The sequence below is a fragment of the Bacillus sp. LLTC93 genome, assembly GCF_002993125.1.
GTDB classification, from domain to species: domain Bacteria; phylum Bacillota; class Bacilli; order Bacillales; family Bacillaceae; genus Bacillus; species Bacillus zhangzhouensis.
In genome coordinates, this window is the sequence record NZ_PVME01000002.1 from 1 (window position 1) to 23370 (window position 23370).

Annotated in this window: 25 protein-coding genes, 1 tRNA gene, 1 rRNA gene and 1 riboswitch; of the genes, 10 read left to right on the plus strand and 17 right to left on the minus strand. The window is 44.1% G+C overall.

The features are described from left to right. Positions 1-109: ribosomal RNA gene (locus C6W18_RS05100) — 16S ribosomal RNA — on the minus strand; the annotation flags it as partial. A 391-nt stretch (positions 110-500) separates the two neighbouring features. Continuing rightward, positions 501-603, plus strand: a riboswitch (TPP riboswitch). 97 nt (positions 604-700) lie between these two features. On the opposite strand from C6W18_RS05100, the gene thiT reads away from it, so the two are divergent. Further along, entirely contained in the window at positions 701-1276 is a 576-nt protein-coding gene (gene thiT / locus C6W18_RS05105; RefSeq protein ID WP_105926400.1) for an energy-coupled thiamine transporter ThiT, read from the plus strand. A 240-nt stretch (positions 1277-1516) separates the two neighbouring features. On the opposite strand, the gene C6W18_RS05115 is transcribed toward thiT, so the two are convergent. Further along, a complete protein-coding gene (locus C6W18_RS05115; protein WP_105926404.1) occupies positions 1517-2071 on the minus strand; it encodes a GNAT family N-acetyltransferase in 555 nt (184 codons plus the stop codon). A 171-nt stretch (positions 2072-2242) separates the two neighbouring features. Here C6W18_RS05115 and C6W18_RS05120 point away from each other — a divergent pair, with 171 nt between their 5' ends. The 3 genes from C6W18_RS05120 to ftsW are packed head-to-tail and all read left to right on the plus strand — an operon-like array spanning position 2243 to position 5189. Beyond that, on the plus strand, positions 2243-2881 hold the full coding sequence (locus tag C6W18_RS05120; protein WP_105926406.1) for a DUF1232 domain-containing protein: 639 nt from the start codon (positions 2243-2245) through the stop codon (positions 2879-2881). Positions 2882-2895: 14 nt separating this feature from the next. Then, the gene (rodA, locus tag C6W18_RS05125; protein WP_105926408.1) at positions 2896-4050 is read left to right on the plus strand and encodes a rod shape-determining protein RodA; all 1155 of its coding nucleotides are present in this window, start codon (positions 2896-2898) and stop codon (positions 4048-4050) included. Positions 4051-4055: 5 nt separating this feature from the next. Further along, positions 4056-5189, plus strand: a complete 1134-nt coding sequence (gene ftsW, locus C6W18_RS05130) for a putative lipid II flippase FtsW (RefSeq protein WP_411266070.1) — start codon at positions 4056-4058, stop codon at positions 5187-5189. A gap of 229 nt (positions 5190-5418) precedes the next feature. Here ftsW and floT read toward each other — a convergent pair whose 3' ends face one another. Both floT and C6W18_RS05140 read right to left on the minus strand, forming a co-directional pair. Beyond that, positions 5419-6966: a flotillin lipid rafts scaffold protein FloT gene (floT, locus tag C6W18_RS05135; protein ID WP_034317389.1), complete on the minus strand. Its 1548-nt coding sequence runs from the start codon at positions 6964-6966 to the stop codon at positions 5419-5421. Between the two features lie 11 nt (positions 6967-6977). Then, positions 6978-7508: an NfeD family membrane protein gene (locus tag C6W18_RS05140; RefSeq protein ID WP_034317386.1), complete on the minus strand. Its 531-nt coding sequence runs from the start codon at positions 7506-7508 to the stop codon at positions 6978-6980. 204 nt (positions 7509-7712) lie between these two features. On the opposite strand from C6W18_RS05140, the gene C6W18_RS05145 reads away from it, so the two are divergent. Further along, positions 7713-8192, plus strand: a complete 480-nt coding sequence (locus C6W18_RS05145) for a DinB family protein (RefSeq protein WP_034317384.1) — start codon at positions 7713-7715, stop codon at positions 8190-8192. 40 nt (positions 8193-8232) lie between these two features. Here the strand turns inward: C6W18_RS05145 and gbsB are convergent, their stop codons facing one another. Both gbsB and betB read right to left on the minus strand, forming a co-directional pair. Next, positions 8233-9441, minus strand: coding sequence for a choline dehydrogenase (gene gbsB, locus C6W18_RS05150; RefSeq protein ID WP_105926410.1), 1209 nt, complete (start codon positions 9439-9441; stop codon positions 8233-8235). Positions 9442-9468: 27 nt separating this feature from the next. Further along, positions 9469-10938, minus strand: coding sequence for a betaine-aldehyde dehydrogenase (gene betB / locus C6W18_RS05155; protein WP_105926412.1), 1470 nt, complete (start codon positions 10936-10938; stop codon positions 9469-9471). Positions 10939-11144: 206 nt separating this feature from the next. Here betB and gbsR point away from each other — a divergent pair, with 206 nt between their 5' ends. From gbsR to C6W18_RS05170, 3 genes are all read left to right on the plus strand, one after another. Continuing rightward, positions 11145-11702, plus strand: a complete 558-nt coding sequence (gbsR, locus tag C6W18_RS05160; protein WP_105926414.1) for a transcriptional regulator GbsR — start codon at positions 11145-11147, stop codon at positions 11700-11702. A 72-nt stretch (positions 11703-11774) separates the two neighbouring features. Beyond that, positions 11775-11847, plus strand: a tRNA-Ala gene (locus C6W18_RS05165). A 143-nt stretch (positions 11848-11990) separates the two neighbouring features. Further along, a complete protein-coding gene (locus C6W18_RS05170) occupies positions 11991-13052 on the plus strand; it encodes a tyrosine-type recombinase/integrase (RefSeq protein WP_189318045.1) in 1062 nt (353 codons plus the stop codon). A 50-nt stretch (positions 13053-13102) separates the two neighbouring features. Here C6W18_RS05170 and C6W18_RS05175 read toward each other — a convergent pair whose 3' ends face one another. Further along, a complete protein-coding gene (locus C6W18_RS05175) occupies positions 13103-13891 on the minus strand; it encodes a helix-turn-helix domain-containing protein (protein WP_105926418.1) in 789 nt (262 codons plus the stop codon). 130 nt (positions 13892-14021) lie between these two features. Here C6W18_RS05175 and C6W18_RS05180 point away from each other — a divergent pair, with 130 nt between their 5' ends. Together C6W18_RS05180 and C6W18_RS05185 are read left to right on the plus strand one after the other, a co-directional pair. Next, complete coding sequence (locus C6W18_RS05180) at positions 14022-14225, plus strand: helix-turn-helix domain-containing protein (RefSeq protein WP_105926420.1); 204 nt, start codon at positions 14022-14024, stop codon at positions 14223-14225. A 45-nt stretch (positions 14226-14270) separates the two neighbouring features. Then, positions 14271-14615 (plus strand): YolD-like family protein, encoded by a 345-nt coding sequence (locus tag C6W18_RS05185; protein WP_105926422.1) that lies wholly within the window; start codon positions 14271-14273, stop codon positions 14613-14615. Positions 14616-14631: 16 nt separating this feature from the next. On the opposite strand, the gene C6W18_RS05190 is transcribed toward C6W18_RS05185, so the two are convergent. From C6W18_RS05190 to C6W18_RS05235, 10 genes are all read right to left on the minus strand, one after another. Continuing rightward, complete coding sequence (locus C6W18_RS05190) at positions 14632-15210, minus strand: hypothetical protein (protein WP_105926424.1); 579 nt, start codon at positions 15208-15210, stop codon at positions 14632-14634. Positions 15211-15276: 66 nt separating this feature from the next. Next, on the minus strand, positions 15277-15516 hold the full coding sequence (locus C6W18_RS05195) for a phage holin (RefSeq protein ID WP_024426114.1): 240 nt from the start codon (positions 15514-15516) through the stop codon (positions 15277-15279). Then, complete coding sequence (locus C6W18_RS05200; protein WP_105926426.1) at positions 15513-16340, minus strand: peptidoglycan recognition protein family protein; 828 nt, start codon at positions 16338-16340, stop codon at positions 15513-15515. Before C6W18_RS05200 ends, C6W18_RS05195 begins: the two co-directional genes overlap by 4 nt. 25 nt (positions 16341-16365) lie before the next feature. Further along, positions 16366-16677: a hypothetical protein gene (locus C6W18_RS05205; RefSeq protein ID WP_105926428.1), complete on the minus strand. Its 312-nt coding sequence runs from the start codon at positions 16675-16677 to the stop codon at positions 16366-16368. A gap of 32 nt (positions 16678-16709) precedes the next feature. Continuing rightward, entirely contained in the window at positions 16710-16877 is a 168-nt protein-coding gene (locus C6W18_RS05210) for an XkdX family protein (RefSeq protein ID WP_105926430.1), read from the minus strand. Position 16878: 1 nt separating this feature from the next. Then, positions 16879-17169 carry a hypothetical protein gene (locus C6W18_RS05215; RefSeq protein ID WP_105926431.1) on the minus strand — a complete coding sequence of 97 codons (291 nt, stop codon included), beginning with the start codon at positions 17167-17169 and terminating at the stop codon, positions 16879-16881. A gap of 14 nt (positions 17170-17183) precedes the next feature. Then, complete coding sequence (locus C6W18_RS05220) at positions 17184-18623, minus strand: BppU family phage baseplate upper protein (protein ID WP_105926433.1); 1440 nt, start codon at positions 18621-18623, stop codon at positions 17184-17186. A 14-nt stretch (positions 18624-18637) separates the two neighbouring features. Then, positions 18638-20518, minus strand: a complete 1881-nt coding sequence (locus C6W18_RS05225) for a right-handed parallel beta-helix repeat-containing protein (RefSeq protein WP_105926435.1) — start codon at positions 20516-20518, stop codon at positions 18638-18640. 12 nt (positions 20519-20530) lie between these two features. After that, positions 20531-21922 (minus strand): phage tail protein, encoded by a 1392-nt coding sequence (locus C6W18_RS05230; protein WP_105926437.1) that lies wholly within the window; start codon positions 21920-21922, stop codon positions 20531-20533. An 11-nt stretch (positions 21923-21933) separates the two neighbouring features. After that, on the minus strand, positions 21934-23361 hold the full coding sequence (locus C6W18_RS05235; RefSeq protein ID WP_105926439.1) for a glucosaminidase domain-containing protein: 1428 nt from the start codon (positions 23359-23361) through the stop codon (positions 21934-21936). Positions 23362-23370: the final 9 nt, after the last annotated feature.

The following is a 23370-nucleotide window of genomic DNA, read 5'->3' on the forward strand; positions in this document are numbered from 1 at the left end:
CCCGTCCGCCGCTAACATCCGGGAGCAAGCTCCCTTCTGTCCGCTCGACTTGCATGTATTAGGCACGCCGCCAGCGTTCGTCCTGAGCCAGGATCAAACTCTCCGAAAAAGAACAAAACCGAAGTTTTGTTTTTCGCCAGTTTGACTGACTACCTATGATGTTTCATAGGATTTTTTTATAAAAACTCGAATTAACAGGTACGTTTTGTCTTGTTTAGTTTTCAAAGATCATGTTCGTTATCGCTCAGAAGCGACTTTATTAATATAACATTCTATCAAGATAAAGTCAACAACTTTTTTCTTCATGTTATTTATCAACCGCGCTGTTTTCAGCGGCGAATACAAATATAACACCTTTTGAAAGAAGAAACAAGTATTTTTCCTAAATAATTTATTTTTCCTTATCTCTTCCTATATATTGCTACAAAAAGTGCTTGTCGCAGTAATTCTCTATTGTTGATCCTGAAGGTCTCTAGTATATTTATAATAGATTGAAACTAAATAACCGCAGGGGGAGCTTTGTGCTGAGAGTGAACGATTCGTTGTTCTGACCCTTTGAACCTGTCAGTTAATACTGAAGTAGGAATGTGGAATCACTTGATTACTGTGGTGTATTCAAACCGATATGTTTTTCTATGAATAACATACTCATCCTTACACGGTCTCTCCTTGCTCAATTCATGAAAAAGGAGATTTTTTTATGCAACAATCAAATCAATTAGTACGCCTTATGGAAATCGCGATTATGACTTCGCTTGCTCTTGTATTAGATTACTTATCAGGTCTCTTTTTAAGGATGCCGAACGGCGGGTCTATCGCGCTGATCATGATTCCCGTCATTCTCATGTCTATTAGATGGGGGATGTCTACCGGGTTTATTATCGGTGTGTTAATTGCCGGCCTGCAGCTGATGAATAACCCTATTATCGCTACACCTGTACAAGGGTTTCTCGATTATTTCGTGGCATCTGTTGTCATTTGTCTAAGCGGGCTATTTTCAGGATTGATCAAAAAAGCAATTCAAGATAAAAAAAGAAAGAAACAATTCTTCTATATTATCCTATCCGTATTTATCGCCAGTTTCTTTAGACTGCTAACGTTCTTTATTTCTGGCGTTGTATTCTTTTCGCAATATGCACCGAAAGGAACACCAGGATGGGTCTACTCTTTAATTTATAACAGCACGTATATGGTTCCATCTTTTATTATTTGTAGTATCGTTCTTTGTTTATTAATACCGAGTGCATCTCGTTTGGTTTTTCCTCATCAAAAATAACCTGCTGATTTCAGCTGGTTATTTTTTTATGCATAATTTGCTGCTCTATGGAATCTATTAATAGTAGAAGATTTCAGGCTGGAGGTACGTTAATGAATCCTTACTCCATTATGCTGTGCTGCTATATTCTCAGTCTTACTTACTTTTTGGCAGGTTTCTATGAAGCATTAAAAATAGCAGGCGTGAAAGGGAAAGTAGAAGCTACTCCTTTTATTTCTTATATTTTGCTTGCGACACTCTTCACCTTTTTCTCTCATTATTATTGGAAGCTGACAATTTAATTCGTTGTACATGTTCATTTAATACAGGCAGCTCCCATCCATATCCTATTTCATCATGGTTCTCACCAGCCAGCTCGAACTGGCTGGTGACGACAAAACTAGGCTGAAGCTTTTGATAAAATTGCTTCGCCGAATTCTGTTCAAATACCCATAGCATCATATTCTTATAACCCTTCTCTATTAAATAGTCCACTCCTTTTGCAATCAAAGCGATACCCGCTCCTGACTTTTGCTTCTGCTGTAATAAATAAATGGCATAAAGCTCACCATCATATGTTGAATAGCGCTCGTCACGTTGTTTTCCGAAGGAAGCAAAACCAAATACCCCATCAGCATCTTCTACGACAAACGTGCCTTCAAGCGATCTGGTTCTCCAGCTCTGTTCCCGCTCCTCTACATTTAAACCCTCCAGATACTCTTTTGAGATAATGCCGTGATAAGTCGTTTGCCAGCTCTTCACATGAATCTCGGCGATTTTAGGAATATCTTTATGTACAGCATGTCTTACCTTCATCTGTGCCACCCCTTTTAGCGATTTCTCACCCTATCTTCATTATGATAAATTTCTATTTCTTAAAATTCAATCGAAAAGGATATTCGTTGACATTTTGTCAACACACCTTTATATTGAGGACGACTTCTTCTATAGAAAAGTTGATACATATTGAAAAGGATGGGGTAGAAGATGGATCTTAAGACAAATGATCTTGGACAGCTCTTAAAAGAACAACTACAACTACGTTCTCTCTCATTAAGAGAACTCAGCACCCACATAGAAATTGATAAAGCGACACTGTCTAGAATAATGAACGGAAAAAGAAAACCGACTTTGAATCATTTACAGCGACTTTCAAATTATCTAAACATCTCTTTAGATCACCTATTATCCGCTGCTGGGTTTCCAATCAAAAATGAAAGAGTTCACAGTAATACGTTCATTCAAGCGGTGGAAGAAATTGAAAAAACACTAAAAGTTCACGACATCTATGACGGTACATTTAATGAAGAGAAATTGAAACAGAAGTTAAGTGAATACGAGACCTACAGCCAAACAGACGAGGGAAAAGAAACAATCTCGGCAAAGTTTGATAAAAAGATGGACACGATAAGCGGCGTCGGACCATTTCTTCATCATTTGAAGAACATGTACAACTTATTCATAGCAGGCCGGGGTACTCCCCGTGAGTTGGTGCTGATGGGGGGCGCACTACTTTATTTCATTGTGCCTGTTGATTTGATACCAGATTATATTTTTCCGATTGGCTATATTGATGACGCTACAGCGGTACAAGTCGTATTAAACCAGCTGATCAATAGGTCATAGCAGGGCACGAAGCTATGAGAAAACAGTACAGCATTGACTTCGCACTTTTACTCACTATCATTTGTTTATTTGTGATCAGCCTGCTAGCTGTATATAGCGGATCGGGACAGTATGAAACGCAAGATATGTTTTATTTCGTCAAAAGACAAATTTTCTGGTATATCGTCGGTTTTGGTCTCATGGCAGCAGTTGCTTACTTTGATTATGAGCTGCTTGAGCGTTTATCCTTTCGGTTATTTGCAGGTGGTATTTTCCTCATTATTCTCGTGCATTTTTTTGGAACGAATCAAAATGGCTCTCAAAGATGGATCAGCTTCGGTTCAATCAAAGTTCAGCCATCAGAGTTCATGAAAATTTTTGTGATTCTCCTGCTAGCGGCTATCTTGAACCAATACAAACATCAGCGATTTACGTTTAAAGAAAGCATCCTTCCTACAAGTAAAGTCATATGCTGGACCGTTGTCCCTTTTTTCCTCATCTTAATTCAGCCAGATTTAGGGACTTCGCTCGTGATATTGTCTATCGCCTTTACACTGATGCTTGTGTCGGGGATTTCAAGCAAGATGATCGCCGCATTACTGGCTTCTTGTCTCGCTCTTCTTGCCTTTTTAACCTACTTGCACAATGAACATTTTGAGCACTTTACAAAAATCATTAAGCCTCATCAGCTTGATCGTATTTATGGCTGGCTCTCTCCTGATGAATTTGATTCAACATATGGATATCAGCTGAAACAAGCAATGCTTGGCATTGGGTCAGGTCAATTGTCAGGAAGCGGTTATACACAGGGGAGTCAAGTACAAGGGGGAAATATCCCTGAAGCCCATACAGATTTTATATTTGCAGTCATTGGTGAGGAGTTTGGTTTTATCGGCGCCTCTCTATTGATATGTTTGTACTTAATGATGGTCTACCGAATTATTCATGTGGCCATGCATGCCAATACACTTTATGGATTGTACATATGTGCGGGAGTTGTTGGGCTGATCGTCTTTCAGGTCTTCCAAAACGTAGGGATGACAGTAGGTTTAATGCCCGTGACTGGCCTTGCACTTCCATTTATCAGCTATGGGGGAAGTGCGCTTTTGACCAACATGATCGCCATTGGACTTGTGTTTAGTGTCAACCTTAGATCCTCATCCTACATGTTTGGGCGCAACTGGAATTGAAGGTGATGCCATTGATTATTTCCCACCTCAAAAAAATCGACCACATTCTTACTGGCACGATTGTGTGCCTTTCTTTATTTGGTTTACTCATGGTTTACAGCGCGAGTTACCCTTTAGGAGAAATGAAGTATGAGCAAGGTCATTATTTCTTGATAAAACAATGGAAATGGCTCTTCATTGGATTAATCTTTTTCTTCGTTGCCGCTCTTTTTCCTTATCAGGCTTATCGTAAATGGATTCGGTGGCTTGTCATGCTGTCATTTTTATTACTGATCCTAGTCCTACTTCCTGGGATCGGTGCTGTTAAAAACAATTCACAAAGGTGGATTCATATTGGCTCTTTCATGATTCAACCCTCTGAAGCTGTGAAACTAGTGATGGTCATCTATTTTGCCTATGTCTATGCAAAAAAACAAGCTTACATCACATCCTTTAAAAAAGGAGTGCTACCTCCGCTCGTTCTTTTAGGTCTTGCTTTTTTATTGATCTTAAAGCAGCCTGATTTAGGCACGGCTGTCTCTATCTTATTGAGCTGCGGCATCATCTTATTATGCGCTGGACTTAAAACGCGTCATCTCATTTTGCTAGGGTCGACTGCCGCATCAGGTATCACTTTTTTTGCTGTGACAGCTCCTTATCGTTTGAAGCGGCTGACCTCATTTCGTGATCCTTTTCAGTATGAAGATGGAGATGGCTATCAGCTGATTCATTCATACCTCGCGATAGATTCAGGTGGACTGACTGGAAATGGCTTAGGCGGGAGCATTCAGAAGCTAGGTTTTCTTCCTGAAGCCCATACAGATTTTATCATGGCCGTCATTAGCGAAGAACTGGGACTATTGGGGATATCGTTTGTGATTGGTGCATATCTTCTCATCATGTATCGCGCCGTGCGAATCGTTCGGGCTTTACAGGATCCGTTTGGAAAGCTGTTAACGATCGGTCTCACTTTTCAAATCATGATTCAAGCGGTCTTTAATCTAGGGGCTGTCTTTGGACTTCTCCCGATTACAGGCATTCCCCTTCCTTTCATTAGCTACGGCGGGTCCTCCTTAGTGTTCATGATGATATCAGCAGGCATCCTTGTACATCTGTCTTCATATGTAAAGAGAAATCAATATCAGTTTCATGCCAAATAGACACCTTCTGCCGGAAGGTGTCTTAGCGTGAAGACAAACCCTCGCATTCGGTGTCAGTTCTGCGTGCTGGTGCTCACGAATGTTTAATTCGCTCCGCGCCAGTACTCGGCCTTCCTAGACTTCAAGGGTTTTCATATCACGCTGAAAAGAAGACAAAGGGCTAAAATAGATCATTTTAGCCCTTTGTCAACAATCTGAGACACCTTCTGCTGGAAGGTGTCTATTGATTTTATTCTTCTATTTGACGATCAGCTATTTCTTTTTTTCTAGGCTGTTTGATTTCATTCGTTAGTTCTTGAATGCTTTGCTTCACATTCCCTTTGCCCGAAAAGTTCTCAATAATTTCTTTGACATCAATTCCAGAGGATGCTTTCAGGCTTTCTTGAAGGCTGGACATCAGGTTTGTGGCATAGCCTGTGATTTTATTAGCACCGCTGCCTTCCCCGTTACCGCCTGTATCAACAACTGTAATTTTATCAATGTTTGAAAGTGGTGCAGATACTTGCTTCGCATATTCAGGAAGCATTTTCACGATCATATCAAGGATCGCTGCCTGACCATACTGTTCGAATGCTTCAGCAATTTTTTCTTTCGCTTCGGCTTCAGCAAGTCCTTTCAGTCTAATGACTTCTGCTTCTGTTTCCCCTTTCGCACGATCAGCTTCCGCTTTTGCCAGCCCGTCAATTCGGACTTTCTCAGCTTCTGCTTTCGCCATTGCTTCGATGCTGTATTTCTTCGCATCTGCTTCAGCGAGACGCTTCGCTTTTTCCGCCGCAGCCGATTGCTCAACAGCATAACGGTCCGCATCTGCTTTCTTTTTCACTTCAGAATCGTATTGACGTTCACGACGCTGAATCTCTTTTTCTTCTAATTCAATTTGTTTCTGGCGTTCGATGATTTTGACTTGCATTTCTTGTTCAGTCACGTGCTGACGGTTGCGAGCTGTCTCTAGATCATACGCTTGGTCAGCGCTTGCTTTCGCTGTATCCTGTTCGCGTCTAAATTCTGCTCTTTTCAGCTCATTGATTTTTTCTGCTTCAGCGATTTCGGTGGCACGCTCAAGCTCGGATTTCTTCGCATCTTTATCTGCCTCGGCACGTTTGATACGTGTTTCTTTATCCGCTTCAGCTGTTGCAATATCTGCATCACGTTTCACTTGAGCAATTCTTGGCTTTCCTAGAGATTCTAAATAGCCATTTTTATCACGTACATCTTTGATCGTAAACGATACAATGACTAGACCCATTTTCGCTAAATCTTGAGAAGCGACACGTTGAACTTCTTGAGAAAATTTCTCTCTGTTTTTATAAATCTCTTCAACTGTCATTGATCCTAAGATCGAACGAAGGTGACCTTCTAGTACTTCTCTTGCTTCATTTTCGCGGTCTTCTTTTGTTTTACCTAAAAACTGTTCTGCCGCAGTGGCGATTTCTTCAATCGATCCGCCAATTTTAATGATAGCCGTTCCATCCGCCATGACAGGTACACCTTGCTCGGTATAAACCTCAGGCGTTGAGACATCTAGCTTGCTAGATAGTAAGCTGAGCGGTTCTGCTTGTTGAAAGACAGGGAGTACGAAGGTACCTCCGCCTCTGACAATCTTAATCTTGTTTCCACCTTCATCCACGTGGACATTTTTACTTCCTAGATAACTTCCTGTGACAATTAACGCTTCATCTGGACCTGCTGTCCGGTATTTTGAAACAAATACGCCAATAAGTGCAATAAGTATCACAAGGACAATTCCAATGATAATCAAAATCGTTGTTCCTGGCATAGCATTCCCTCCTAGATTTCTTCATTTGGTATGACAGATAAAACACCTTTGTTCACTTCGACAACAAGCACGCGGGTTCCATATGGAATCTCCTCTTGGTCGAAACTGACGGCTGGCTTTGAGATTTTCCCGCTATTACTAATTAACAGCACTTCTCCAAACCCGTCTTTTGGAACAGATACAATGATCTCCCCAGTTCTTCCTTTTAAATCGGCCTCCGTATATGAGAGAGATTCTTCAGCAGAGGAAAGCGGGACTAAGATAAATACATTCAAACAGGTCACAAGAACCACTGCGAGGATGGCAGATAATACTGCTCCAAGCCCACTTCCTACGATTGCAGTTTTTTCAGAGATAAACCCTCCAGCCGAGAAAAAGGTAAGAAATGCGAGGATCAATGTCGGTTGAAGAAATGGAACAGGAATCGCTTCAAACAATCCCTCAAATACATCGCCGAAAAAGACGAACACAAGTGTTAGGATTCCTGATATCATCAATATGTATAAATACAGCGTCTGAAGAGGCAGCCCGAACACATCCATCTTCCTCACCCTTTCTTCATGAAATGAACAGCCTTTGTTTCATTTAGACCATACTCACCTCCAATGTATTCCTTCTAACAGGTAATACGAACCACTTTTGTAAAGGTTTCATATTTCATCACAATTCTTCAAAGGAATTCTCCGATAGCTCAAGAATGATTGTCATGTACTAGTATGATAAAATTTGATCTTGAGGTGATGAAAATGAGTTTATTACATGATGCAAGACAAGAATTGTGGCAGGAGCTGCAAGGGTTGAACGAAGAACAATTAAACAAAAAATTATCTGATGATACTTGGAGTATTCAAGAAGTTGCAGATCATTTAAAGAAAATGGATTTAGTTGCAGCAAAACATCTAGCTGCCGAGGGAAAAAAAGCACCGATCAAAGAATATGAGCCAAAACCAGTCGAAATGGCAGAGGATCGTTCAAAAAAAGCCACTGCGCCAAGTATTGTCGCACCTGAGCGTAAGCATGTGACGCCTACACATTTAAAAGATGAGCTTGATACAGCACGTGAGCAGCTCAATCAAATTTTATCAACGTTTACTGAGGATGATTTTAAACGTGTGATTGCACATCCTGTGTTTGAAGAGTTATCACTGAAGCAATATCTTGATTTTATCGGCGCTCACGAAAAACGCCATATTCATCAAATAAACGAGATTAAAGAACAATTATAAGACATAAAAAAGACTCCCTTTTGGGAGCCTTTTTTAGTTGTTACACCGTTTTAGGTGTTAAATCAAAGCAACGAGCATAAATCCAGTTGTATGCTTTTTCGTTTAGATCTCTTGGATTTCCAACTGTTTGCGGATCTTTCATCGCTTCTTTAGATAAACGGTCAATCATATCTTTTGATACACCTTGTTCTTCTAATGAAGGAACTTCTAGATCTTCCACTAAATCATACATCCAGTTCACAGCTGCTTTTGCTGCTTCCTCTGTTGACATTCTGCTTGTATCGATACCGAACGCTTGCGCAATTCGAGCGAATTTTTCCGGATATCCTTTCCAGTTATACTCCATCACTGGTCCCATCATCGCTGCTACACACTGACCATGGGCTACAGGGATAATGCCTCCGAGTGTTTGACTCATCGCATGTGCTGCACCGGCTGATTCGCTTCCATAAGAAAGTCCTGCAAGCATCGCGGCCTGTGCCATGCCATATCTTGCTTCTAAGTCCTCGCCATCAGCAAAGGCACGGCGAATATAATGAGCAGCATATTCAATTGCCATGAGCGCCACCGCATCCGTAATGGGCTGAGCAAATTTCATCGTATAGCATTCGATGGCGTGCGCAAGTGCATCAATTCCTGTCATTGCCGTCACATGAGGCGGCATAGATACATGAAGCTCTGGGTCAATCACTGTTAGGTGAGCTGCAATAAGTGGTCCACCTGTGTTGAATTTGAACTCCCTTTTTTCATCTGTAATAACTGCCCACTGCGTGACCTCTGAACCTGTACCAGCCGTTGTCGGAATGGTCGTTAACGGAGGGATTCTATTTTCGAGCGGTTTTTTCCCCTCTGCCGCTTCGTAATCAAGAACTGAGCCTTCATGAGTGGCCTCTACTCCGATGGCCTTCGCTGTATCCATTGAGCTTCCGCCGCCTACTGCGACTAATCCATTACAGCCTTCTTTTTCATATAATGCTGACCCTTCATTCACTAGACGCACTGGCGGATTTGGCTCTACTTTATTAAAGAGGACAACATCAATTTGCGCTTCTTTTAATGAAGCAATCACTGGATCTACAACGCCCGCTTGATAAATACCAGGGTCTGTTACGAGCAATACCTTCGAGACGCCGTATGTTTTCACTTCTTCCCCAACATGTTTCACCGCACCAATGCCATGTTTGATGACAGTCGGGATTTCAAATGTATGGAATTTTTGCATGCTTTCAATTTTCATATTTAATGTCATATTAAATCTCCTCCAATTGAGTAATGTTTATTTAAACCAATGAACCGCTTCAGGTTTTATATTTCTATATAAATGTTTCAATTCGGTGTATTCTTCAATACCCGTACGTCCCAGCTCACGCCCAAGGCCTGATTGCTTATACCCGCCCCATGGTGCTTGAGCAAAATAAGGATGGAAGTCATTGATCCAAACAGTGCCTAATCTTAGCTGACGAGCGACTCTTTCAGCTTTTGCGATATCTGAAGACCATACCGCTCCTGCTAAACCATAAATCGTATCATTTGCCAGCTCGATGACTTCTTCCTCTGAACGGAAGGATTCGACAGTGAGTACTGGTCCAAAGACTTCCTCCTGCACAATTCGCATATCAGATGTACAGCCAGAGAAAATCGTTGGCAAGTAGAAGAACCCATGTTGAAGCTCCTCTGCTTCAGGACGTTTTCCGCCTGTTTCTAATTTTGCGCCTTCTTCTAGACCGATGCTGACGTATTTTTCTACTTTTTCTCGATGCTCAGCTGAGATAAGCGGACCGCTCTGCGTTCCTTCATCAAAGCCGTTGCCTAGCTTGATTTTTTTCGTACGCTTCACCAGTTCTTCTAAAAATTCATCATGAATGGACTCTTCCACTAACAAGCGTGAACCTGCGGAACACACTTGCCCTGCATGGAAAAATACAGCATTCATTGCCTGGTCAACCGCTACGTCTAAATCAGCATCTTGAAACACAATATTCGGATTTTTCCCGCCGAGCTCAAGGGCAATTTTCTTCACATTCCCACTGGCTCCCTGCATGATTTTCTTGCCTGTTTCAATACCGCCTGTAAACGAAATTAAATCGACTTGATCATTGACAGCAAGTTCATCTCCAACAGTTGCACCAGGGCCAAGCACTAGGTTTGCAACGCCTGCTGGTACGCCAGCTTCTTCCATGAGCTTGAATACTTTAATCGTGGTTAATGGTGTAATTTCACTTGGCTTTAAGACGATCGTATTCCCCGCCGCAAGCGCAGGAGCGATTTTCCAGCTTGCTTGAAGCAATGGATAGTTCCAAGGCGTGATTTGTCCGCATACACCGACAGGCTCTCTGACTAGTTCACTTTTTGAGTTCGGAATTGGCGATGCGATGATTTCCCCGCCATCTTTATCAGCCAGTCCTGCGTAATATTGGAACACATTCGCAATATCATCCATATCCGCCTTGCTTTCTTCTAATGTTTTACCAGTATCAAGTGATTCTAATTTGGCTAATTCATCAAGGTCTCGTCTAATTAATTCAGCAATCTTAAATACAATATTTCCTCTTTCAAGTCCAGGCAGGTTTGCCCAATCCCCTTGATCGAAGGCTTTTCTCGCTGCTTTGATGGCTAGCTGCGTGTCATTTCTTGATCCTTCACTGACTGTCGCGATCACTTCTTGATTAAATGGATTGATGATATCTCTTGTGTCGCCACTCTTAGCGCCAACCCATTGTCCATCTATAAATAGTGTTTGACTCATAGAAGGAACCTCCTCTGATTCTCTTTGGTAAGTTTGTTAAATAAAAATTTAACGTTTTGAACATAATTAACTTAACATGTTCAAATTTTTCTGTCAAAGGGAGATAGGCTCTATTTATTTTGACATTTTGCATTCTTTCGTTAACATATAGTCCATAAAGATTTTTTTGAACGTATTGAATTCTCTTAATAGAAAGCAGGGAAAAGATGAAAAAGCAGGAACAGCCACAAGCAGAAGAGCGCATTTTAGCTGCTAAAGATTTAGTCATTGATTCCATCGCTGAAACAATGGATCTCTATGGCATTACAAGAAGTGCGGGTATCCTATATGGGACCATGTATTTAAATGAGGAAATGACGCTTGATGAAATGCGTGAAGAGCTGCAAATGAGCAAGCCGAGTATGAGTACGGGTGTGAAAAAACTTCAAGACATGAATATTGTTAAAAAGACCTTTCACCGCGGCCGAAGAAAACACAGCTTTGTTGCTGAGAAAGATTTTTTAAAGTTTTTCATGAACTTTTTCCCACAAAAATGGGAACGAGAGGTTGAGGTCAATTTAGCGGCGATTGAAGAAGCGCAAGAGCGTCTTCAAGATGTGGCTCGTGATGATCAAGTGGATGAACATGTGAGAGATGAGGCGCAGCAGCTCCTTGAACAGCTTGAAAGCTCAAAAGCCTATTATGACTGGCTCAGACGATTAGCTCACTCTGTTCATTCCGGGGAAATCTTTGACTATATACCGATTGATCAGAAAGAAAAATAGACGACGTGTTTTCGTTTTACAGCTTGAATTTCACAGGAGGATTGATTATAATAAGTTATGTCGTCATACTTCGGGGCATTAGCTCAGCTGGGAGAGCGCTACGCTGGCAGCGTAGAGGTCAGCGGTTCGATCCCGCTATGCTCCATACTCCGGTTTAACGGCGGTATATCAACGTTTGCTTAACGGTGACTTAAGCGTTGACTTAACGAAGTGTACCGCTCCTATATTGCGCAGTGTAGCGCACCGGTAAATCGATCGTCTTCTATACGAATGGGAGGCGATTTTTTTATGCATTCAGAACGACGGAAAGGTAAGCGCGTTAAGGCGGAGAGGACGATCACTAAAACCACGCGCGGCAAAACGTATTCAATTTCGGTTATCTGCGAGAAAATATGCGAAGCAAAGCGCGCGGAAAATAGAGCACCGGAAACCATCGACCGCTACCGGCGGGCCTGCCGTTACTTATTAGAATACGCGCGCATGATCGGGTTGGACGATGATATACGTGATATAGACGTCGACTTTGCTCGCGGCTTTGTTGCGTATTTGTTGCACGAACGAGTTAAATTCGACGGCCATAAGTTCAAAAAAGACGAACACAAAACGCCCGGCATGTCGCCGAAGTCCGTAAACGATTATATAAAGACGCTCCGGACGCTCTTCCGATTTGCTCAACGCGAAGGGTCGGTTTTATTGAATCCGTTTGATGATACGAAGCTAGTTAACGATCCGGAAGAAATGGTGAATATACTGTCTCCGGATGAACTGCGTAGCCTCTTAAGTGCCCCGGATCAGCGGACGTTCGTAGGTTTCCGCGACTATGTAATCATGACGTTTCTAGTCGATTCAATGGCCCGCATCGGCGAAATCTTATCATTAACGAAAGAAAACGTAGATTATGCGTCAAGTACCGTTTACTTCAGCGCCTGGGACGTTAAAACACGTCAAGGAAGATTCGTCCCTCTCGAAAAGAAAACGATGAACTTAATAAAAGAACTTCTTATAGAAAACGAAGATTTCGAAAGTCCCTTCGTATTCTTAAGTAACTACGGAGAACAATTAGAGACGAACCATTTTCGGAAACAATTAAATAGATATGCAGAACAAGTCGGTATTACTAAAAAGGTACACCCTCACTTATTCCGACATACTGGCGCTACAATGTACTTAGAAAACGGCGGAGACATCCGGCACTTACAAGCGATGCTGGGACATAGAGATATGCGTATGGTTAAACGGTACACTCACTTATCTAAGAGTTCGCTGAAAGAACAACATTCGAAACATTCTCCGCTTGTTCAAATCACGGAAAAATTAAATAAGGAACGGAAGACACTCCGGAAACGATAGGACGGCTTAATTGCCGTCTTTTTTTTTTCGTTTAGCACATTTTGTGCTAATCAATCCGCTTTAAGAAACGACTCAAAAGCCGCTAATTTACCACGCATTCTCCTACGTTTTGCCTCGCTTGCTGCACGTTGGAACGAAATATACACGTAGTCATCAAAACGGCTAATTTCGTTCAATTTCGCTTTCAGTATCGTCTTGTGCCACGCATCTACGAATGGCTCCGGATCATGCTCGATCATTAGCGAAGGATCTACGGAAGCCTTAGCACGCAATAACAAGCCGTAATATTTATATATTTCTGCTGCGTCAAAGTAGCGACTCATTGCGTTGTAGATTTCCGTTGGTAACGAGTTTTTCATCGCTTCAGCCGGAACCGCAGCCGTATCTTTAACGTGCTTTTGATTTAAGTGATTAATAGAATCCGATGGTTCATTTTCGATTTTCGCCGTCTCAGCCGTTGGTGTGTCGGCGTTTTCCGGCTCCTGCCGAGTGGTCATTGTCGACTGGTCATTCGCGGTTAACGGTAAGATGACGATTATGTTTGCGCCCTTACCTCCGTTGATTTTGCGAGTCGTTGCGACCTTCTTGACGATGTTCAGCGCAGCCAATTGATTAAGAACGCGGCGTGCCGTCTTGACGGATTTACCGATTAGGTCGGCTAGGGTCTCCGCTTTGAGATGCGCTGCGCCTGCGAACTTGACCGCATAACGTGCGATCTGTTTAAGTGCGACCCGCGCCGTATCTGATAGATCGTATGTGTTTCGTTTGATATGTTCGTAGACGGCCGCGTTTAGGGCCCGCGTCGATGAGAACGTTTGGTGTTCCGCTAAGTAATGCATACCAATTCCGCCTTTCGTAATTTACTGTTAACGTAATTATAGTTACGGAAAACAGAATTGTCAATTACGTATTGCGTAATAAACTAAAAAAGATTATACTTAGCGTAATGAATATCGGAGGTGGCTTACGTTGAGGCTTCGTATTAACGAGTTGCTACAAAAGCACGGATACACCCAGCAAAAGGATTTCGCTGCAAAAACCGGCCTATCAACACGTACTGTAAGCGAAATGTGTTCCGGCAAGATGAAGAGATACCCGAAGGATGTTCTCGAGAAGGTAATAAAAGAGTTCGGCCTAACTGACGCGAATGAATTGTTTGATATTTCCGATTGATGAACGAACACACATTCGGTTATAATTTAACCGGAGGTGTCGCCAATGTGGAATGAAGCGAAAGATCAAAATCGCTGGCAAATGAAGTTCATATTGCCGGAACATAACGAGGCTTTGCGTCAATTACATCTCGCGAAGCAGAAAATAGATCGACCGGTATTAAGTGAGGAGCAGGTCGGCGAATTTGAGTTCGTTATTTCTTCGGCAGTCAGCGAAGACCTGCCGCTAGACTTCGAAGTGTACGATGACGGCTTTGTTCGCGAAGTAAGTGGCCGCGTTGTATACGTGGACCATCTACGGAAGGAATTTCGTGTGAAGGATAATCGAGGCGATACTAATTTCGTTAAGTTTGCGGATCTGATAAACGTAAAAAACGCCCCATCCGGTTAGGGACGGGGCTTTTCGTTCAAAAGGATATTTTTCGTTTAAAGTTTATTAAAGACTTATCCGATGACCTTGAATCATCAAATATAAACACTTGTAATTCAATTTCTTTAATATTTTTATAATCGACATCTTCTAGGGACCAATAAGTCAGGCTCGTAAAGCTGTCCCCTTTGTTTTCTAATTTCCGGAAACTTTTATCATAGTCAACGTAAGCCAGTTCTTTCGGGCCTAACGTAGTTTTTGAGTTTATGCGTAGAGCACGAGTAGCCGCAGCGATTGAGTATGCCTTATCTTTAGATTTATTATTAAATGATAGACTCACCCCAATTAGTCCCTCTGCGAAATGTATCTTTTCTATACCTACCTCAACGCCTTGAATTTCACCTGTATAATCAACGTCAATAGTGTGCGTATCTTTAGGTAGATCGTCAGTGAACATGCCTACCGAGCTATTTTCGAAGTCATAGTCAATGTCTTCTTTAAGTTCAGATACTTTTACGCCTCCACACCCCGTTAGAAGTAGTAGAAAACTAGCGCAAACTAAAAAGCATACGGAAATCCTCTTTATCTTTATATCTTCCGCCTCCCCTCCGTTCAATTATACGTTATTGTTATGTAACACGGCTACCTACGTTTTTACGCAGGCAACCGCCAAAAGTTCCGCTTATTTCTTTCCGACTTCATCTAACGCTTTTCTTTCGCGCGCCTTCTTGGATACGTCGTTATCTTTCCAGTACGCCAAAAGCGAAGTTGCCCCGAGAAAAAGCAGCGCAATAAAATCGGACACCGCCGCCTCGTCTACCGGAATCGTCTGAACGCCAAACATCGTCAGTCCGCTATTTACGAGAGCCAACGCAAGCAAAATGAACCGAGTCACCGTTCCTGCGCTAATATTCGTCTTCATACGCTATACCCCGCTTTCTTTAGAGCCGTCACCAGTTTGGCGCGTGTTGCCGGTCCGTAAATACCGTCGTTTGCGATGCCGGCCTGCGTCGACTGGAATCGCTTGACTGCGTTAGCCGTTTTCGGACCGTAAATGCCGTCAATTCCGTTATTCTTGGCGCCTTTGTTCGGGTAGAAATATACGGCGGCCAATGCATTCTGAAGTTGCGTAACTGCCGTACCGCGAGCACCCGGACGAATCACGCCAGTCGGTACCGTAAGTTTTTTGGCCGGCGCTTTCGGCTTAGTCGATTTAACTGGCTTAGTCGCTGCGCCCGTTTTGCTTCCGTTTAGTGCTGCGAGCTCTTTCGCAATAGCCGCTTTCACTGCGCCCCAACGTCCTTCGTCTAACACGCGATGCGGACAGTGCTTTCCGCTCCAATCTTCGTGTTTCTTCACGCGATCGACGCCCCATCCGCGCTCTTTTAGAAGCTGCGCAATGAATTTAATCGCCAATGCTTCCGCCTTTTTATAGCGCTCGCCCCCGGATTTTGAATAACATACCTCGACGCCGATTGATGTTCTGTTTCCGCTGTTTGGTCCGGAACCGTCCCCGCAATGCCAAGCGTTTCTATTTACCGGAATCCCCTGACGAACCTCTACGTCATCTACGGCGAAGTGGTAAGATACTTGATTCGTATTTCCGTTCATATACGAGATTTCATTTTTAGCTGACGCATCGTTAGCTGTGTTATGGAACGTGATATATTTCGCATCCATCGCATTCGGACATTTAATTCCGTACTTACTCGGAGATACAAGGTCCTGCGTAACTTTAATCGTCATATAATCGTCTCCCTTTTCGTTTTATTTAGAAGTAATAACGGAACAGGACCGGCACCAACGCCAGCATTACCGGAACTGCAATCCCGATAAGCCAACGCCGATCACCTTTGACCTGGTCGCGGTAATCACGTAGATCGTCACGTGCGGATTTAGCAATACGAAGTGCTTCGCTTGCCTTGTCGTCTGCCGTATCGGCTCTAGATAGCGCCATTGCCGCCATTTCTCGGAACTCTTCGAAGATGCGCGTCTGATGTTGTTGGGTTGCGATGATGGTGGCGATGTCGACCTGTATCTTCGCGATCTTTTCATTAAGTTCGTGCGTAGTCGGTTGAGTCACCGCAAATCCTCCTTAAGTGCAAAATAAAAAGCCTACGACTCTTCGGCCGGCGGCTTATCAGCTTCGTATTTATCTCCCGCGATCTCTTCGTATTGTTCCGGCGTGATTCTTCCGGCACCAACTACGTCATGGACACGTTTCTTTGACCAAAGACCGTTATCGTAAAAGCCTTTAATTATCGAAAACCAATCGATAGCCATTCTACATACCCCCTAACGCAATTAGATAATAAAGATCGGCGATTTGTTGCTCGATGACTTCCGTTTTTGATGGCTGTGTGATTGGATGCGGTTGAAAATTGTCGATATATTCTTGCGAAGCTGATTCGAACCACTCGTCTTTATCCGGGTCATATTTCGCGATATACAGGCCGTCCTCGGGTTGCGTTTGTGTGTAGCTTTCGGGTACTTGCTCGCCACTTTCAACATCAATCTCAATTTCTTCGCCCGGCTGCCAAATAAATTCATCGTTATATTTATAAACCCATATCATTTTTAACTACCTCCTTACCTAGTTCTAAAACAGAAACCAAACGATAAAAATTCCACAGGGTTTGATGTGTTTGAACTGGACTGTATACATACACGACCATCTGTACCGATAAGGGTTCTGTGTATCTGCGGCACACCAGGCGTTCCGACGCTTGACGCAACTCCGATGAAATTCTCTGACTGCATTGGACGATATCCCGCAGGCAAAGTAAAGACTGGCGTATCGAGACCTAGTGTACCACCGTAAACAGCGCCTTTTATCTCGACAACTCCCGCAGCATCTTTACTAAATCTAACTGTATGAATACTGCCGTCTGCTGGCGCGTATTGCTTCCAGCCAGGCTGTAGTGTCGGTAGGTTCCATACTACATCGAGGTCGGAGGACGTCAGCATTCGTTCCCAAGCCGTCCAAGTTTCGGCATCATTTTTTCGGAATCTGAAATACGCCTGTTTGCCCTTAGATGATTCGTAAGCCACTTGTGTTAAGGTATTTCCGTAGCTCATAACGAGCATAAATACGAGATTAAAAGACGGCGGACCATTAACGCCCGCATTGTATATCAAATACATGCCTGTTTGAGTTATTGTGTTGTAATCGGTAACTTCTGCGCTACCTCTATAAAGAACCCGCCCGTTATCTGACGTGAGCTTCGCTAGCTGCGCCGAGTTCCATTTATTTTTTTCGACTTCTGTAACGTGAATTGACGTCTTCGCTTCGTGTGCATTTACTTTCTCCTGCGCCCCTGACGTAGTTTCCTTCGAGTTCCATGTCGACCGCTCTTCGTTAGTTACGTGTTTTACTGTGTCGTTTGCGTGGGTGGTTACTTTAGCTTGCGCCCCGGTCGGCGTCTCTTTGGCGTCCCATTCCGCCTTCTTTTGTGACGTCACATGGACGTCTGCATTACTCGCATGGGCGTCTACTTTTTCCTGTGCGCCCTCTTTCGTTTCTACGTTGTCCAGGTCTTCGAATTTAGCTTCGATTTCCGCAACGGTCGCAACTACATCGTCATAAAGATCATTAATTTGTTCACGTAGAGTTTCGAAGTCGTCGATGTAATATTCCGCAACCGGTACGATGTTTTGATCGATGAGCGATTGCTCGATGTTGAAGCCGAACTTATGAATCGAAAGCGCCTGGCCGTTCGTGTAGTAAAGAAGTAGCTCGGCTTTCACTACGCCATAATGTCGGATCTCGTCCGCAGCTAAAACGTATTCTGCAAGGCCCTCCGGCTTATCCACTAGTGTGATCGCGCGGATAAAACGGCTCCCATCTGCCATCGACAGAACTAACTTACCTACGACCGCAGACAACGGTAGCGGCACGCCATCTTTCGTGAGTTTAAAGGACAGGCGCGCCGTGTTAATATCTTGCGTGCTAAATTGTATGGCGGCATTGATAGGCCGCTTTGTTTGCGCATTGACGTCGAAAGACAAAGCGCCATCTTTTGCTAACATCCGTTTTCCTCCCTTTAAATAACGTTCGCAGTCGAAGTAATTGGGTCGATACTGTTATCGTTATAACTGTCGTCAGATCCGGCACCCTTTACGTAGTTTCCGTACGAGGATATCTGCGAGCAAGTATTCGTTAAATAGATTCCGTGGCGCATGGCCGTACCAGTTACGTCATTAAATGCGCACATAGATCGTTCAACGCCGGTCAAGAAAATGATACCGTCATAACCGTCGCTTTCAGTCGTTCGTGAGCCAACATCTACGAGCGTATTAAAAAAGACGCGCACCCTTCTCGAGTCTCCTGATACTGAGATTCCGGAAAAGCCGACTTCTTTCAAAATGTTATTTGCGACGGTGACGTTATGGCATCCGCCCTCTTCAATCCTAACGCCGTTACCTTTAATACCTCGCAAGACATTTTCGGTTACGGATCCGTACATGCTCCGCGTAATTAAAATCCCATGATGCCCCGTTCCGTCAAGAACGTTGCTTGTGATCGCATAGTTATAGACATCAGATACGTGGATACCGTGCCGTTCTACTACGTTATCAATGACGTTGTTGGCGATAACAATATCGTCGATCGTCTGATAGCCTTTCCGCCCGTATACTTGAATCGCGTGATTCTTCGTGATGTTCGTGAATGTATTTTCGGTGATAATGTGGTGCTTCGTTTTGTTCACGCGTCCAGTCGGATTTCCGTTTGCATCCTGCGTATATTGAGACGTTACGGACGGCAGCAGAATCCGGATTCCCGAAGCGCAGTTGTTTATTTTATTACCACTGATCCGCGTGTCGTACCACTTGTTTCCGCTGATTGCGTATTCTGTCGTGTCCTCGATGACGTTATCTAAAATACGGATGACCGAATACCAAACGCCGTCCGTACTCGTATGTGAGTCGACCGCCCGTGCCCATCCTCCGAGCTTGCTCGATCGCCCGAAGTAGTTTCCGCGTATAATAACGTTTCTTGTGACGGTTTGGTCATACGAACCGAATGCGCCGAAGTTTGCTGAAGATCGCATCAGATCGATCTGAATCGCAGCCGAGAACCAACGATCTCCTACGTAGTCTGCGTAGCCCTTGAATTTCACGTTCTCAATCAGTACGTTTTGGTTGCCGGCGCAGTCAAATGCGTGACCACCCACGACGTCCAGTACGGTAATATCTCGAATGATAATTCCGTCAGCGTGCGCAAATCCGAATACGGAGCACTGCTGCTTGATTACCGCGCCGTTACTATCGAAGGTTCCTCCACCTTCAATCACGATGTTTCCGTGCCCGTTATAGCCGCTGAAATTATCCGTTTCAAGTCCGTTGACCAACATTGACCCGACGAAGTTCCGTTTAATGACTGCGCCACCTTGAACGATAAGTCGCGTGTTTCTGAAGATACGAAGCGTACGTGTTTGCGTATAGTTCCCAGGCGGAACCACAAGCGTAATGGGCGTTGACTTCGAAAGGTCCAGTGCCGCTTGCATCGCGTCATCGAAGTTTCCGTATTTCTCTAAGTACGGACGCAACGAAACAAATACCGCCATGTCTTCGATCTTTTTCATCAGCTTCGCGAAGTCATAGTCGAATCTATCTTTCGCCGTAGGATGCGTTGATGCATCGAGTGCTACCCGCAGATCGACGACTTCTTTGACGTCTTCACCGTCGTGGTTAACGACTAGATTCGCAAAGCGAGCGTTTAAGTTATCTAGGCGATTAGCAGCCGTAAAAAGCCCGTGCTGAATTTGCTCGGACTTGTGTGCGGGCGATGCGTTTTTATGGGCGTTTAGCTCGGCGGCCGCTTTCGTAAAGCCTTGCTCGATACTATCGAAGTTATCGTTCAAGTTATTACGAGCAATGCGATCCCACGCCGATGCGATTCGCTTTAAAAATACGTTAGCCATTTAGTGCCTCCTTTATTTTGATTCTAGCGCGGCTACTCTCGCAGTCAGCGCCGTCAGGTCCGTTACTAATTTATTTAGATCAACGTTGGCTCCGGAAGAACTAACGATGATCTTCGATAGTTTTATAAAATCTGCCGATGACATTAAACCGGCCTTTGATGGGCTCGCCATGTCTACTTGCGGCTTACCATCCGGACCAACTACGATGCTTTGTAGCTTCTGAAAATCGCTCGACGTCATCAATCCATTGGAAACCGCCGTCGCCGGTCCGTATTTCGGAATAGTTGTCGGGTCATAACCGTCGTCAAAGTTCGCATCGCTTCCGATACGTATTCCGGAACCTACCGATGTCCCTTTTACTTTTCCGGACGCATCAATCAACTTGGATACGCGCTTCTCAGTCTTCCGAAAGTTTTTCATGTCCGTTTTAATATCGCGTTTCAGCTTTCCGAATGTGTAAACTGGGGACTTATTCGGATCTGAATAGCGTTCAACTCCGACAACTTTAATCCGCTTGTTGATTCCGAACGGATCGATCATGCACCATACGTAGTCGCCTTTGCGGATGTCTTGGACGCCGAAATGTCGTAGCTCCGTATATGTCAGCGTCAAAGATAGCTCGATCGTATCCGTTAGTTCTTCTTGCAGTCGAAGCTCTAATTCGTCGGCATTCTTGTCGGTATATGAGTCATCGCGTATAGGTGCGGCGTGCTTGATTCCGTAGATTTCCGCTAACGGGCTCGTGTACTCAAGTTCGACCGCGTACGCCTTCGTCTTGTCGTTCTGTTTTCCATAGCCGCGGATGTACGTCTTTAACGAACTCGTATCGATCTCAACCGATTCATCGCGTGAATTGAATTTATATCGAATCTGATAGTCTGTGTCTCGCGCCAATTCTTTCGCAATGACTACCTTTTTCCCCTCGATGGTATATTCCGCTTTGTACTTATCGAGGATATCTCGCAATAAATCGTTAGAGAAACCATCGCCGAAATCTTCGAGCTCAAACGTAGCGTCAAGGCCTTCCGGTGATATGTCGTATGAATAGCCGGACCCTTCGAGGGCGATCGCAATCATGTCGTCAATAGTCATCTTCTTTTTCTTGCCGGATTTGCTATAAACGTAATTGTCGGCGAGGTCGATTAACGGCTTATAGACACCGGATGCCTCGATCTTTATCGTATCGTTAGCCGTTACTGGACGCGTCTTCTTGATGACGTACTCTTCACCGTCACAAACTAGTATATTTTCGTTCTCGATCAACCCGAATGAGTGATCGTTGTTTCTCGTACTCCAAACCGACACATCAAGCGACTTTTCATTCTCGGCCGTCTCCCGTACCGTACAATCGTAGTCGGTAAGCGCCTCGACTTCGCCTCTTACCGTTTTTATAAGTAGCTCCATCGCGCCACCTCCTAGAAATAATAGAATCGGAAATCGAATTTGATTTCGAAAGCACCGCTCGTTCCCGACAACACAAATTCGTTCCAGCCTGGCTCGAGACGAATCGTCTTTCGGTTTGTGTCTCCGAAAATACTTACACCTTCTTTACGTGCCTTAACCCCGTCCAATACGATCGTCTCTTTAGCCGTCGAATCTCCGGTATACTGCCACGCGTCGCCTGTCGTTTTGTTCGTGATCTTTAACTTAGATGAGGCGCCCTTATACGAAATGACGAACGGTAATTCTAACGGATCAATACGAATAGCCCCCGCATTGTAAATACGGAAGCTCTTTGATCGATGTTTATAAACCGGAATAGTATCCTCTAGGTTTTCGCCGAACTGCCATAGACTAGCGTCAAAAGTAAACGGATCTTGCGTCGTTCCGACCGATTCACAGTAAGGAGATGCGCTTTCGAACGTCAGAGTAAAGTCGGCTACGCTTCCGCTTCTTTCCGGATCAAAACTGTCGCTTAGTTCCACGCGCCATCGTTTCTTCGGATTGCCTTCTGCGACTAGATAAAACTCGGATTCTTGGTAGAGAGCGTTATATATTTCGTCGCGTAGCAAGTAGAAGTCGGCTGCGTCTTCAGCGTACATCGTACATTCGGCTGTAATCCGGCGATTTCCGAAATCTTTGCCTGTGCGATATGAACCGTTTTTCCCCGGTATATTCTCGTAGGTGATATTCGGAGAAGGCGCAGAAACGACTAGGCTTCGTACTAAAATCGATAAGTCCCTCGCCATATCGATGATAGTTCCATTGCGATACTGAATACGGAAGTTTGCATCCGAACGGGGAATCGCTGAAGATCGCCCGAAAACAATATCCGGCGAGAATGCATCTTCATTAAAGTTTTCGTCTATATCAACTACGGTCGGTTCCGGCTTTGGCTTCGCTGGCTTATCAACGTCGGTGCTCGTATCCGTTGTCTTCTTCGTGTCATACTTCGTTAAGTTATGCGTCGCGATGATGTTGTTCAGTTTCGTCGCGTACGCTGGGTCCGTTGCATATCCGGCACTTACAAGCGCCTTCGTTGCTTTCCGATAGTTCGTCTGACCGACGACTGCTTTGTAGTGATTCGGGTCCCAACTCGTTCCGTTAATGTATAACTTCGCGAGATCCTGCATCGATTCGTACCATGACGGGTACTTACGGAAGTCAGCGTAGACCTGAACGTTGCGTCCGTTATATACTTCCCACGTCAACATGCGAATAGATGCGCCTTTGTACGACCCTTTAACGCCGAATAGGTTTTTCCCTTTCGTAGCCAATCCCGAATTACCATAGCCGGATTCTAGACAGCCCTGCGCAATGACTAGCGACGCGAGTATGTTGTAATTCCGGTATATTTTCTGCGCGTCCGGCGCTATCGCCTTAATAAAACTAGCGTTGCTCAACCGCTCACC